Origin of the sequence: Streptomyces sp. 3MP-14, from assembly GCF_006334905.2 — a bacterium.
Taxonomy (GTDB): domain Bacteria; phylum Actinomycetota; class Actinomycetes; order Streptomycetales; family Streptomycetaceae; genus Streptomyces; species Streptomyces triticirhizae.
On sequence record NZ_VDLZ02000004.1, the window covers coordinates 106,195 to 118,772 of the forward strand.

The following is a 12,578-nucleotide window of genomic DNA, read 5'->3' on the forward strand; positions in this document are numbered from 1 at the left end:
CGAAACGCAGGAGACGCGAAATTCCATGACTGACGCACTGAAGCGCCTCTCCGAGGAGGGTGTCGCGATCTGGCTGGACGACCTGTCCCGCAAGCGGATCTCGTCCGGCGACCTCGCCGAGCTGCTCGACCAGCAGCATGTGGTGGGCGTGACGACCAACCCGACCATCTTCCAGAAGGCCATCTCCCAGGGCGACGGCTACGAGGAGCAGTTGGCCGACCTGGCGGCCCGCCGGGTCACGGTCGAGGAGGCGGTGCGCATGATCACCACCGCCGACGTGCGGGACGCGGCCGACGTGCTGCGCCCGGTGCACGAGGCGACCGAAGGCCGGGACGGCCGGGTCTCGATCGAGGTGGACCCGCGCCTGGCGCACAACACCCGCGCGACCGCCGCCGAGGCCAAGCAGCTGGCCTGGCTGGTCGACCGGCCCAACACGTTCATCAAGATCCCGGCGACCAGGGCCGGGCTGCCGGCCATCACCGAGACGATCGGGCGGGGCATCAGCGTCAACGTGACGCTGATCTTCTCGCTGGAGCGCTACCGCGAGGTGATGGACGCCTATCAGAAGGGTCTTGAGCAGGCGAAGGCCCGTGGCCTCGAACTGGACAAGATCTACTCGGTGGCCTCGTTCTTCGTCTCCCGGGTGGACACCGAGATCGACAAGCGGCTGGACGCCATCGGCACCGACGAGGCCCGCGAGCTGCGCGGCCGGGCGGCGCTGGCCAACGCGCGGCTGGCGTTCCAGGCGTTCGAGGAGGTCGTCGCCGCCGACCGCTGGCAGGCGCTGGAGCGGGCCGGGGCCAATGTGCAGCGTCCGCTGTGGGCCTCGACCGGCGTGAAGGACCCGAACCTGCCGGACACCCTCTACGTCACCGAGCTGGTCGCGCCCGGCACCGTCAACACCATGCCGGAGGCCACCCTGAAGGCCACCGAGGACCACGGCGAGATCACCGGCAACACCGTCGCCGGCACCTACGAGCAGGCGCGCGCCGACCTGGACGCGCTGGCCAAGGTCGGCGTGGACTACGACGACGTGGTCCAGGTGCTGGAGGACGAGGGCGTGGAGAAGTTCGAGACCGCCTGGGTCGGTCTTCTCGAGTCCACCAAGGCGGAGCTGGAGCGCCTGGTGGGCGAGGAGGGTTGAGACCCCGGTGAGCGGTGACGGGAACCAGACAAACCCGCTACGCGACGCCCAGGACCGCCGACTGCCCCGCATCGCGGGGCCGTCGGGCCTGGTCATCTTCGGGGTCACCGGCGACCTCTCCCGCAAGAAGCTGATGCCGGCCGTCTACGACCTGTCCAACCGGGGGCTGTTGCCGCCGGGGTTCTCCCTGGTGGGTTTCGCCCGCAGGGACTGGGCGGACGAGGACTTCGCCCGGGTGGTGCACGACTCGGTCAAGCAGCACGCCAGGACGCCGTTCCGGGAGGAGGTCTGGCGGCAGCTGTCGGAGGGGATGCGCTTCGTCCAGGGGACGTTCGACGACGATGACGCGTTCGTCCGACTGCGGGGCACCATCGACGAGTTGGACAAGGCGCGGGGTACCGGGGGGAACTTCGCGTTCTACCTGTCGGTGCCGCCGAAGTTCTTCCCCACGGTGGTGCGGCAGTTGAAGAAGCACCAGCTCTCCGAGGGCTCGGGCGACAGCTGGCGGCGGGCGGTCATCGAGAAGCCCTTCGGGCACGACCTGGCCTCGGCGCAGGAGCTGAACCGGGTGGTGCACGACGTCTTCCCGGCGCACGAGGTGTTCCGGATCGACCACTACCTGGGCAAGGAGACGGTCCAGAACATCCTGGCGCTGCGCTTCGCCAACACCATGTTCGAGCCGCTGTGGAACCGCTCGTTCGTGGACCATGTCCAGATCACGATGGCCGAGGACATCGGCATCGGCGGCCGGGCCGGGTACTACGACGGGATCGGCTCGGCCAGGGACGTCATCCAGAACCACCTGCTCCAACTCCTCGCGCTGACGGCCATGGAGGAGCCCTCCTCGTTCGACGCCGACACCCTGGTCACCGAGAAGCTCAAGGTGTTGAACGCCGTGAAGCTGCCGGCCGACCTGGGCGCCCACACGGTGCGCGGGCAGTACGCGGCGGGCTGGCAGGGCGGCGAGAAGGTCGCGGGCTATCTGGAGGAGGAGGGGATCGACCCGGCGTCGGTCACCGACACCTACGCGGCCATAAAGCTGGAGATCGACAACCGCCGCTGGGCCGGCGTCCCGTTCTACCTGCGGACCGGCAAGCGGCTCGGCCGGCGGGTCACGGAGATCGCGGTGGTCTTCCAGCGCGCGCCGTACTCGCCGTTCAACACCACGGACACCCAGGAGTTGGGCCACAACGCCCTGGTGATCCGGGTGCAGCCGGACGAGGGCATCACGGTCCGCTTCGGCTCCAAGGTGCCCGGCACCCAGATGGAGATCCGGGACGTGACGATGGACTTCGCCTACGGCGAGTCCTTCACCGAGTCCAGCCCGGAGGCGTACGAGCGGCTCCTGCTGGACCTGCTGCTCGGCGACGCCAACCTCTTCCCCCGGCACCAGGAGGTGGAGCGTTCCTGGGAGATCCTCGACCCGGTCGAGGAGTTCTGGGCGAGCCACGGCAAGCCGGAGCCGTACACCGCCGGCACCTGGGGCCCCAAGGCGGCGGACGACATGCTGGCGCGCGACGGACGGAGCTGGCGGCGGCCATGAACATCGATCTCACGGACACCACGTCGAGCCAGATCAACTCCACGCTGATCAGGGCCCGCAGGACCACCGGCTCGCCGGCGGTCGGCATGGTGCTGACCATGGTCATCGTGACCGACGAGGGCAACCACTACGACGCGCTCAAGGCCGCCAACGAGGCGTCCAAGGAGCACCCCTCGCGGACCCTGGTCGTCATCGGGCGGCCGGGCCGTTCCGCGCGCGAGCGGGCCTCGGCCCGGCTGGACGCCGAGGTGCGGGTCGGCGGGGACACCGGCATCGGGGAGACGGTGCTGCTGCGGCTGCACGGCGAGTTGGCCGGGCACGCGCACAGCGCGGTCCTGCCGCTGCTGCTCCCGGACGCCCCGGTGGTGGTGTGGTGGCCCGAGGACGCGCCGGCGCACCCGTCGGACGACCCGTTGGGCGCGCTGGCGCAGCGGCGGATCACCGACGCGGCGGCCGCCGAGGACCCGGCGGCCGAGCTGGCCCGCCGCGCCGAGGTGTACTCGCCGGGCGACACGGACCTGGCCTGGACCAGGATCACGCCGTGGCGCAGCGTGCTGGCGGCGGCGCTGGACCAGAAGCACACGCCGATCACCGGCGCCGAGGTCGAGGGCGAGGAACACAACCCGAGCACCGAGCTGTTGGCGCTCTGGCTGGGCAGTCGGCTCGGCGTCCCCGTCACCCGGGTCGCGGCCCAGGGCCCGGGGATCACCGCCGTGCGGCTGACCGTCGAGGACGGGCAGATCTGCCTGGACCGGCCCGACGGCTCGCTGGCCACCCTGGCCGTGCCGGGCCAGCCCGACCGGCATGTGGCCCTCAACCGGCGCGCCACCTCGGAGCTGCTCGCCGAGGAGCTGCGCCGTCTCGACCCGGACGAGGCATACGCGCAGGCCGTGCGCGCCCCGCGCGAGCCGGCCACCGCCGGGGAACGGGCCAACGCCGGCGCCTCGGACGGGAGTTCGGGGAACGGCGGCCGGTCAAGGGGCAAGAAGGCGGGCGCCTCGGCCAAGGCCGCCTCGTGACCGCGCCGAGGCTGCTGGTCCACCGGGACCAGCGGCTCATGGCCGAGGCCACGGCGGCGCGGCTGATCACCACGATCCAGGACGCCCAGGCCACCCGTGGCGCGGCGTCCGTGGTGCTGACCGGGGGGCGGAACGGCAACGGCCTGCTGGCCGCGCTGGCCGCCGCCCCGGCCAGGGAGGCCGTCGACTGGGCGCGGCTCGACCTGTGGTGGGGCGACGAGCGGTTCCTGCCGGCGGGCGACCCGGACCGCAACCACACCCAGGCCGGCCAGGCCCTGCTGGACGCGGTGCCGGTCGAGCCCGGCCGAGTCCATGTGATGCCGGCCTCCGACGGGCCCTACGGCGCGGACGCCGAGGCGGCGGCCGAGGCGTACGCCGCCGAACTGGCCGGCGCCACCGACCCGTTCGACGTGGTGCTGCTGGGCGTCGGCCCGGACGGCCATGTGGCCTCGCTCTTCCCCGGGCTGCCCGGGGTGGGCGAGGCGTCGGCGACGGTGGTGGCGGTGCGCGAGGCGCCGAAGCCGCCGCCCACCCGGCTGAGCCTGACCCTGCCGGCGATCAACGCGGCGCGCCAGGTCTGGCTGCTGGCGGCCGGCGCCGACAAGGCGAAGGCGGCGGCCGCAGCGCTGACCGCCACCGACCCGGTCCAGACCCCGGCCGCCGGCGCCCGGGGCACCGACCGGACCCTGCTGCTCGTCGACCAGGCGGCGGCCGTCGAGCTGCCCCCGGCGGCGGCGGCCGGCTGACGCGCGAGCGCACAACCGGACCGACCGGAGACCGCCGGGGGCCGTCGCTCACCTGCCGCGCAGCGCGCGGTAGCGGGCGACCAGCCCGGCGGTCGACCCGTCCAGGCCCGGCACCTCGGCGCCCTCGGTCAGCGCCGGCTCGACCCGCTTGGCGAGCACCTTGCCCAGCTCGACGCCCCACTGGTCGAACGAGTCGATGTCCCACACCGCGCCCTGCACGAACACCTTGTGCTCGTAGAGCGCCACCAGCTGGCCCAGCACCGACGGCGACAGCTCGTCCGCCAGGATGGTGGTCGTCGGCCGGTTCCCGGGGAACGTCCGGTGCGGCACCAGCTCCTCGGCGACGCCCTCGGCCCGCACCTCGTCCGGCGTCTTGCCGAACGCCAACGCCTGGCCCTGCGCGAAGAGGTTGGCCATCAACAGGTCGTGCTGCGCGGCGAGTTCGGGCGCCAGCTCCGCGACCGGGCGGGCGAAGCCGATCAGGTCGGCCGGGATCAGCCTGGTGCCCTGGTGGAGCAGCTGGTAGTACGCGTGCTGCCCGTTGGTGCCGGGGGTGCCCCAGACCACGGGCCCGGTCTGCCAGGTGACGGGCACTCCGCTCCGGTCGACGCGCTTGCCGTTGGACTCCATGTCCAACTGCTGGAGATAGGCGGTGAACTGCGAGAGGTAGTGGCTGTAGGGCAGCACCGCGTGCGCCTGGGCGTCGAAGAACGCGCCGTACCAGATGCCCAACAGGCCCAGCAGCAGGGGCGCGTTCTCCTCGGCGGGCGCCGTGCGGAAGTGCTCGTCCATCAACCGGAAGCCGTCGAGCATCTCCCGGAACCGCTCGGGGCCGATGGCGATCAGCAGCGACAGGCCGATGGCCGAGTCGTAGGAGTACCGGCCGCCGACCCAGTCCCAGAACTCGAACATGTTGGCCGTGTCGATGCCGAAGGCCGCGACCTTCTCGGCGTTGGTCGACACGGCGACGAAGTGCCGGGCGACGGCCGAGGCGTCGCCGCCGAGCCCGTCGAGCAGCCACTTCCGGGCCGAGGTGGCGTTGGTGATGGTCTCGATGGTGGTGAACGTCTTGGAGGCGACGATGAACAGCGTCGTCGCCGGGTCCAGACCGCGCAGCGCCTCGTGCAGGTCGGCGCCGTCCACGTTGGAGACGAAGCGGAAGTCCAACTCCCGTGCGGTGTACGGCAGCAGCGCCTCGTACGCCATCGCGGGGCCCAGGTCGGAGCCGCCGATGCCGATGTTGACGACCGTCTCGATGCGACGGCCCGTGTGCCCGCGCCAGTCGCCGGACCGGACCCGCTCGGCGAAGTCCGACAGCCGCGCCAGCACCGCGTGCACGGCCGGCACGACATTCTCGCGGTCTTCGCCGTCCACCTCGATCACCGCGTCGGCCGGCGCGCGCAGCGCCGTGTGCAGCACCGCGCGGTCCTCGGTGACATTGATCCGCTCGCCCCCGAACATCGCGTCGCGCAGCCCGGCCACGTCCGTGGCGACGGCCAACTCCCGCAGCAGGCGCAGCGTTTCGTCGGTCACCAGCTGCTTGGAGTAGTCCAGGAAGAGCCCGCCCACGGTCAACCCGAACCGGTCGGCCCGCTTCGGGTCCCCGTCGAACAGCTCCCGCAGGCTCACCTCGCCCAGCTCGGCGCGGTGCTGTGCCAGCGCCTTCCACTCGGGCAGTTGATCGAGCCTGACCCGGCCACCTTCAGTCATGTTCGCCTCGGCTATCCCTTGTGCTTGCGTCGAGGCACACGCTAGTCGATCAGGGACCGAGGGCCCGGCCAGGGCCCGCACCCCGGACAGGCCACGGGCCCGGCCCCGGCCTGTTCGGCCGGCTCCGGGCCCGTGCACCGAGGGAACCGTTCGCGCTCGGACGTACTTCGGTCGTACTCGGTCGTTCTCTCAGATCTCACCGCGCAGCTTGGCCAGCGCCTCGGCGAGGATGGCCTCGCCGTCCGCGTCGCTGCGCCGCTCGCGCACATAGGCCAGATGCGTCTTGTAGGGCTCGGTGCGCGGTGGGTCGGGCGGATCGTCCCGCTCGGTGCCTGCCGGGAAACCACAACGAGGACAGTCCCAGGTCTCCGGGATCTGTGCGTCGCTGGCGAAGCTGGGCTGTGTCTCGTGCCCGTTCGCGCACCAGAAGGAGACCCTCAGCCGGGGCGCGGTCTCACCACGCTCGGCCTCACCCATGGGCCCCGCCCCGACCCGGCTGCCCCGGATCGCGTTGCCACCTGCCACGGTCGTTACTCCCTGCCTGCCATCCTGCGAAGTCCTCAGTCTATGCAAGGCTCAACGCACGTCCAGTGCTGGGAGTTACTGACTTATGACTTCATCAGCAGACCGAGAACCACCACGATCCCGGCCCAGACCAGACCCACGACGACGGTGATCCGGTCCAGGTTCCGCTCGGCGACGGACGAGCCGCCGACGGAGGACTGCATACCCCCGCCGAACATGTCGGAGAGGCCGCCGCCCTTGCCCTTGTGCATCAGCACGAGAAGCGCCAGCAGGGCGCTGAAGACGATCAGGGCGATCTGGAACGCCGTTTCCACGACTGGACCAACTCTCTGCAACGACGGACAACGGATGACATTCCGGGCGTGAATCCGGGAGCCGACCCGCCCCGGCGCGACGCGCCGGCGGCCGACTCCCGGACAGGGTACCGGCTAGGACCCCGGATGGCCCCAGGGCCTACTGATCACGGAACCTGATGATCTTGACGAACTCCTCGGCGTCCAGCGCCGCCCCGCCGACCAGCGCGCCGTCCACATCGGGCTGCGCCATGATCGCGGCGACGTTGCCCGACTTGACCGAGCCGCCGTACTGGATGCGGACCCCGTCGGCCAGCTGCCCGTCGTACAGCTCGGCCAGGCGCGCGCGGATCGCGGCGCAGACCTCCTGCGCGTCGTCGGGGGTTGCCACCTCGCCGGTGCCGATGGCCCACACCGGCTCGTAGGCGATCACGATGCTCGCCGCGCTCTCGGCGGGCAGCCCGTCGAGCGCGCCGTCGAGCTGCGCCAGGGTGTGCGGCACCTGGCCGCCGGCCTTGCGGACTTCCAGCGGCTCGCCCACGCAGAGGATCGGGGTGATGCCGTGCCGGTAGGCCGCCTTGACCTTGGCGTTGCAGATCTCCTCGTTCTCCCCGTGGTACTGCCGGCGCTCGGAGTGGCCGACGACCGCGTAGGAGCAGTTCAGCTTGGCCAGCATCGGGCCGGAGATCTCGCCGGTGTAGGCGCCGGAGTCGAAGGCGGAGATGTCCTGCGCCCCGTACCTGATCTTGAGCTTGTCGCCGTCGACCAGCGTCTGCACCGAGCGCAGGTCGGTGAACGGTGGCAGCACGGCCACCTCGACCTCCTCGAAGTCCTTGTCCGCGAGGCCGAAGGCGAGCTTCTGGACGTGGGCGATGGCCTCAAGGTGGTTGAGGTTCATCTTCCAGTTGCCCGCCATCAGCGGAGTGCGCTGGCTCACGCGCCCGCCCCTTTCCTGTCTGCTGTGGTGGCTGCGCCGGACGCGCGCTCGCGCCCGGGGGTGGTGTGGCGACGGGACATCTCAGTCCTCCAGCGCGGCCAGGCCCGGGAGGGTCTTGCCCTCCAGGTACTCCAGGCTGGCGCCGCCGCCGGTGGAGATGTGCCCGAAGCCGTTCTCGTCCAGGCCCAGGAGGCGGACGGCGGCGGCCGAGTCCCCACCGCCGACCACGGTGAAGGCGGGGCTGTCGACGAGGGCCTGGGCCACGGCCCGGGTGCCCTCGGCGAAGTCGGGGTGCTCGAAGACGCCCATCGGCCCGTTCCAGAACACGGTCGCCGCGTCGGCGACCTTGGCCGCGAACAGCTCCTGGGTGCGCGGGCCGATGTCCAGGCCCTGGAGGCCGGCGGGGATGGCGTCGGCCGCCACCTCGATCGGCCCGGCCGGCGCCTTGGTGCGCAGGTCGGGGAACTCCTTGGCGGCGATCACGTCCACCGGCAGCACAAACTCCACGCCCTTCTCCTCGGCGCGGCGCAGGTACTCCTGGACCGCCGGGATCTGGTCGGACTGGAGCAGCGAGTCGCCGACCTCGTGCCCCTGGGCCGCGAGGAAGGTGTACGCCATGCCGCCGCCGATCAGGATGCGGTCGGCGCGTTCCAGCAGGTGGTCGATGACGCCCAGCTTGTCGGAGACCTTGGCGCCGCCGAGGACCACCGCGTAGGGGCGGGCGACGTCCTCGGTGAGCTGCTTCAGGACGCCGACCTCGGTGGCGATCAACCCGCCGGCGGCGTGCGGCAGTCGGGCGGGCAGGTCGAAGACGGAGGCGTGCTTGCGGTGCACGGCGCCGAAGCCGTCGCCGACGTAGGCGTCGGCCAGGGCGGCCAGTTGGTCGGCGAACGCGCCACGCTCGGCGTCGTCCTTGCTGGTCTCCCCCGCGTTGAACCGGAGGTTCTCCAGCAGCGCCAGCTGCCCGTCGGCCAGCCCGGCGACCGTCTCGCGGGCGCTGTCGCCCACGGTGTCGGCGGCGAACGCGACGTCCTGGCCGAGGAGTTCGCCGAGCCGGCGGGCGACGGGGGCCAGCGAGTACGCCGGGTCGGGCGCGCCCTTGGGGCGGCCGAGGTGCGAGGCGACGACGACCCGGGCGCCCGCGTCGAGCAGCCCGCGGATGGTCGGCACGGCGGCCCTGATGCGGCCGTCGTCGGTGATGGTCCCGTCGGCGAGCGGGACGTTGAGGTCGGCGCGGACGAACACCCGCCGTCCGGCGACCGTCAGATCGTCAGTGGTCTTCATGGTTGTCTGGACTCCTAGAGGCTCTCGGATGACCCGCTCCTGTCCGCGAGGCGAAACGCGCGCCGGCCACGCGCGAGGGCCCGCCGAGCGCGGTGCGCGCTCCACGGGCCCTGTGACCTGCCATTCCGGCGGCCGGTCGGCGCCGCGCTCAGCGGAGCTTCAGAGCCGCTCGCCGACGTAGACGGTGAGGTCCACCAGACGGTTGGAGTAGCCCCACTCGTTGTCGTACCAGCCGACGATCTTGACCTGCTTGCCCTGGCTCATCGTGAGCGAGGAGTCGAAGGTGCAGGAGGCGGGCCAGTTGACGATGTCCGAGGAGACGATCGGGTCCTCGGTGTACTCCAGGATGCCCTTGAGCTGGCTCTCGGCGGCGGTCTTGAACGCCGCGTTGACCTCTTCCTTGGTGACCTCGCGGTCCAGCTCGACCACCAGGTCGGTCACCGAGCCGGTGGGCACGGGGACGCGCATCGCGATGCCGTCCAGCTTGCCCTTGAGCTGCGGGAGCACCAGCGCGGTGGCCTTGGCGGCGCCGGTGGTGGTGGGGATGATGTTCTCGGCGGCGGCCCGGGCGCGACGCAGGTCCTTGTGCGGGAAGTCAAGGATGCGCTGGTCGTTGGTGTAGGCGTGGACCGTGGTCATCATGCCCTTGACGATGCCGAAGCTCTCGTCGAGGACCTTGGCCATCGGCGCCACACAGTTGGTGGTGCACGAGGCGTTGGAGATGACGTCGTGCGCGGCCGGGTCGTACTGGTCCTGGTTGACCCCGACGACGATGGTGATGTCCTCGTTCTTCGCCGGGGCGGAGATGAGGACCTTCTTGGCGCCGGCGGCGAGGTGCTTGGCGGCGTCCTCGCGCTTGGTGAAGATGCCGGTCGACTCGATCACGATGTCCGCGCCCAGCTCGGACCAGGGCAGCTTCGCCGGGTCGCGCTCGGCGAGCGTCCTGAAGGTCTGGTTGCCGACCGTGATGGTGTCCTCGGTGTGGCTGACCGGCTCCCTGAGGCGGCCGAGGATGCTGTCGTACTTCAGCAGATGCACCAGGGTGGCGTTGTCGGTCAGGTCGTTGACACCGACGATCTGGACATCCGCCCCCTGTTCAAGGAGCGCGCGGAAGTAGTTGCGACCGATACGGCCAAAGCCGTTGATTCCTACGCGGATCGTCACGAACCGATCTCCTCGTTGGTACGCCGGTGAAACAGACACCGACGATGCTGTATTGGGATGTCCCCGACCGCTCCCGACCCTACCGCGCCCGGGTGCTCCCGGTGACATCGGCCAGGCGTGTTCAGGCCGTGGTCAACGGGCCGCACCCGGGGGCGCGGGCGTTCAGCCGACCATCTCCTCGGTGAGGTTCGACTCCGTGCCGGGAATGCCCAGGTCCTGCGCCCGCTTGTCGGCCATCGCCAACAGCCGCCTGATGCGGCCGGCCACCGCGTCCTTGGTGAGCGGCGGGTCGGCGAGCGCGCCCAACTCCTCCAACGAGGCCTGCTTGTGCTCCATCCGGAGCCGTCCGGCCGCCGCCAGGTGGTCGGGGACCTCCTCGCCGAGGATCTCCAACGCGCGTTGCACGCGGGCGCCGGCGGCCACGGCGGCCCGGGCGGAACGGCGGAGGTTGGCGTCGTCGAAGTTGGCCAGCCGGTTGGCGGTGGCCCGCACCTCGCGCCGCATCCGGCGCTCCTCCCACGCCAGCACCGACTCGTGCGCGCCGAGCCGCGTCAACAGCGCGCCGATCGCATCACCGTCCCTGACCACGACCCGGTCAACGCTGCGCACCTCGCGCGCCTTGGCGCCGATCTGGAGCCGGCGGGCGGCGCCCACCAGGGCGAGGGCGGCCTCGGGCCCGGGACAGGTGACCTCAAGGGAGGAGGAACGTCCCGGCTCGGTGAGCGAACCGTGCGCCAGGAACGCGCCGCGCCAGGCGGCCTCCGCGTCGCAGGTGGCCCCCGAGACCACCTGGGGCGGCAGGCCCCTGATGGGGCGGCCCCGGCCGTCGACCAGCCCGGTCTGCCGGGCCAGCTGGTCGCCGCCGGCGACCACCCTGACCACGTAGCGGCTGCCCCGGCGCAGCCCGCCCGGGGCCATCACCACGAGGTCGGAGGAGTGCCCGAAGATCTCCAGAATGTCCCGGCGCAGCCGCCGGGCGGCGATGCCGGTGTCCAGCTCCGCCTCGATCACGATCCGCCCGCTGACCAGGTGGAGACCACCCGCGAAGCGCAGGATCGACGACACCTCCGACTTGCGGCAGCAGGTGCGGGTGACGGGAAGACGGGAGATCTCGTCCTTCACCGCGGCCGTCATCGCCATGGGCCGATCCTTCCATGCATCCGAAAAACACGGTCATACGCGGCGGCCAGAAGCTCGGGATCGTGCCGGGCCGAGCTGGCGCCGGGACCCGAACCACCGTTCGCGGCCACCGGGGCCAGCACCACCTCGGCCCCCAGTCGCTCGGCGGCGGCCCTGCTCAGGCTCTCTCCGTCCGGGACGGCGGCCCGATCGGCCAGCACCACGTCAAAGGCGAGTTTAGGGGCGTGTTGTACCAAAACCTCCACATGACGCTGCGGTGAGAAGCCATCAGTTTCGCCGGGTTGGGGCGCCAGGTTCAGCGACAGGACGCGGCGGGCCTTCGTGCTGACCAGGGCGTCGAGCAACTCGGGCACCAGGAGATGGGGGATGACGGAGGAGAACCACGAACCCGGGCCCAGAACCACCCAGTCGGCGTCGAGCACGGCGGCCACCGCCTCCGGCACGGCCGGCGGGTCGCTGGGCACCAGCATCACCTCGCGGACCTCGCCCGGGGTCAGCGCCACGGCCGCCTGGCCGCGCACCCGCGCCAACTCGTCCGGCCTTCCCGGGTCGTGGCCGAGGACCAGCGCCTCCAGGGCCAGCGGCACGGCCGACATCGGCAGCACCCGGCCGTGCGCGCCCAACAGCTTGCCCACCAGGTCGAGCGCGCCGACGTGGTCGCCCAACTGCTCCCAGAGCGCGACGATCAGGAGGTTGCCCACGGCGTGGTCGTGCAGGGCGCCCTCGCTCTGGAAACGGTGCTGGATCACCTCCGACCAGGTGCGGCCCCACTCGTCGTCGCCGCAGAGCGCGGCCAGCGCCTTGCGCAGGTCGCCCGGCGGCAGGACGCCCAGCTCGTCGCGGAGCCGGCCGCTCGACCCGCCGTCGTCGGCGACGGTGACCACGGCGGTGAGGTCGCCGGTGATCCGCCGCAGCGCGGTGAGCGAGGCGGACAGGCCCATGCCGCCGCCCAGCGCCACCACCTTCGGCTGCGCGCCCCGGCGGACGCCGCGCACCGTGCGGCCGACGCGGCGGCCCAGCACGGGGGACGCGCCGCCGGCCGCCCGCCGCTGTCTCGCACCCTTCCGTGGCAT

The 12,578-nt window shown here is 71.8% G+C and carries 12 protein-coding genes; 4 read left to right on the forward strand and 8 right to left on the reverse strand.

Annotated features, from left to right (window positions below; all coding sequences use genetic code 11):
• The first annotated feature begins 25 nt into the window (after positions 1-25).
• From tal to pgl, 4 genes are read left to right on the forward strand one after another with little or no spacing between them, the layout of a single operon-like run.
• On the forward strand, positions 26-1,144 hold the full coding sequence (gene tal / locus FH609_RS07270; protein ID WP_139666566.1) for a transaldolase: 1,119 nt from the start codon (positions 26-28) through the stop codon (positions 1,142-1,144).
• A gap of 7 nt (positions 1,145-1,151) precedes the next feature.
• Entirely contained in the window at positions 1,152-2,687 is a 1,536-nt protein-coding gene (zwf, locus tag FH609_RS07275) for a glucose-6-phosphate dehydrogenase (RefSeq protein WP_139666565.1), read from the forward strand.
• Positions 2,684-3,706 (forward strand): glucose-6-phosphate dehydrogenase assembly protein OpcA, encoded by a 1,023-nt coding sequence (gene opcA / locus FH609_RS07280; protein ID WP_139666564.1) that lies wholly within the window; start codon positions 2,684-2,686, stop codon positions 3,704-3,706. The genes zwf and opcA overlap by 4 nt, the downstream gene beginning before the upstream one ends.
• A gap of 38 nt (positions 3,707-3,744) precedes the next feature.
• The gene (pgl, locus tag FH609_RS07285; RefSeq protein ID WP_405378862.1) at positions 3,745-4,452 is read left to right on the forward strand and encodes a 6-phosphogluconolactonase; all 708 of its coding nucleotides are present in this window, start codon (positions 3,745-3,747) and stop codon (positions 4,450-4,452) included.
• A gap of 48 nt (positions 4,453-4,500) precedes the next feature.
• Here pgl and pgi read toward each other — a convergent pair whose 3' ends face one another.
• The 8 genes from pgi to FH609_RS07325 form a co-directional block, all read right to left on the reverse strand.
• A complete protein-coding gene (gene pgi / locus FH609_RS07290; protein ID WP_139666562.1) occupies positions 4,501-6,162 on the reverse strand; it encodes a glucose-6-phosphate isomerase in 1,662 nt (553 codons plus the stop codon).
• Positions 6,163-6,351: 189 nt separating this feature from the next.
• The gene (locus FH609_RS07295) at positions 6,352-6,687 is read right to left on the reverse strand and encodes an RNA polymerase-binding protein RbpA (RefSeq protein WP_122181812.1); all 336 of its coding nucleotides are present in this window, start codon (positions 6,685-6,687) and stop codon (positions 6,352-6,354) included.
• 83 nt (positions 6,688-6,770) lie between these two features.
• Positions 6,771-7,001, reverse strand: coding sequence for a preprotein translocase subunit SecG (gene secG, locus FH609_RS07300; protein WP_122181813.1), 231 nt, complete (start codon positions 6,999-7,001; stop codon positions 6,771-6,773).
• Positions 7,002-7,140: 139 nt separating this feature from the next.
• Positions 7,141-7,917, reverse strand: coding sequence for a triose-phosphate isomerase (gene tpiA, locus FH609_RS07305; RefSeq protein ID WP_139666561.1), 777 nt, complete (start codon positions 7,915-7,917; stop codon positions 7,141-7,143).
• Between the two features lie 81 nt (positions 7,918-7,998).
• The gene (locus tag FH609_RS07310) at positions 7,999-9,201 is read right to left on the reverse strand and encodes a phosphoglycerate kinase (RefSeq protein ID WP_139666560.1); all 1,203 of its coding nucleotides are present in this window, start codon (positions 9,199-9,201) and stop codon (positions 7,999-8,001) included.
• Between the two features lie 159 nt (positions 9,202-9,360).
• Positions 9,361-10,365 (reverse strand): type I glyceraldehyde-3-phosphate dehydrogenase, encoded by a 1,005-nt coding sequence (gap, locus tag FH609_RS07315; RefSeq protein ID WP_139666559.1) that lies wholly within the window; start codon positions 10,363-10,365, stop codon positions 9,361-9,363.
• Between the two features lie 162 nt (positions 10,366-10,527).
• On the reverse strand, positions 10,528-11,505 hold the full coding sequence (whiA, locus tag FH609_RS07320) for a DNA-binding protein WhiA (protein WP_122181817.1): 978 nt from the start codon (positions 11,503-11,505) through the stop codon (positions 10,528-10,530).
• Positions 11,496-12,578 (reverse strand): gluconeogenesis factor YvcK family protein, encoded by a 1,083-nt coding sequence (locus FH609_RS07325; RefSeq protein ID WP_139666558.1) that lies wholly within the window; start codon positions 12,576-12,578, stop codon positions 11,496-11,498. Before FH609_RS07325 ends, whiA begins: the two co-directional genes overlap by 10 nt.

Bases quoted from the DNA above. Each gene is read 5' to 3' on its own strand.
- pgl (WP_405378862.1), top strand. From the start codon at position 3,745: ATGGCCGAGGCCACGGCGGCGCGGCTGATCACCACGATCCAGGACGCC.
- pgi (WP_139666562.1), bottom strand. From the start codon at position 6,162: ATGACTGAAGGTGGCCGGGTCAGGCTCGATCAACTGCCCGAGTGGAAG.
- opcA (WP_139666564.1), top strand. From the start codon at position 2,684: ATGAACATCGATCTCACGGACACCACGTCGAGCCAGATCAACTCCACG.
- FH609_RS07325 (WP_139666558.1), bottom strand. From the start codon at position 12,578: ATGCCACGGAAGGGTGCGAGACAGCGGCGGGCGGCCGGCGGCGCGTCC.
- tal (WP_139666566.1), top strand. From the start codon at position 26: ATGACTGACGCACTGAAGCGCCTCTCCGAGGAGGGTGTCGCGATCTGG.
- FH609_RS07310 (WP_139666560.1), bottom strand. From the start codon at position 9,201: ATGAAGACCACTGACGATCTGACGGTCGCCGGACGGCGGGTGTTCGTC.
- whiA (WP_122181817.1), bottom strand. From the start codon at position 11,505: ATGGCGATGACGGCCGCGGTGAAGGACGAGATCTCCCGTCTTCCCGTC.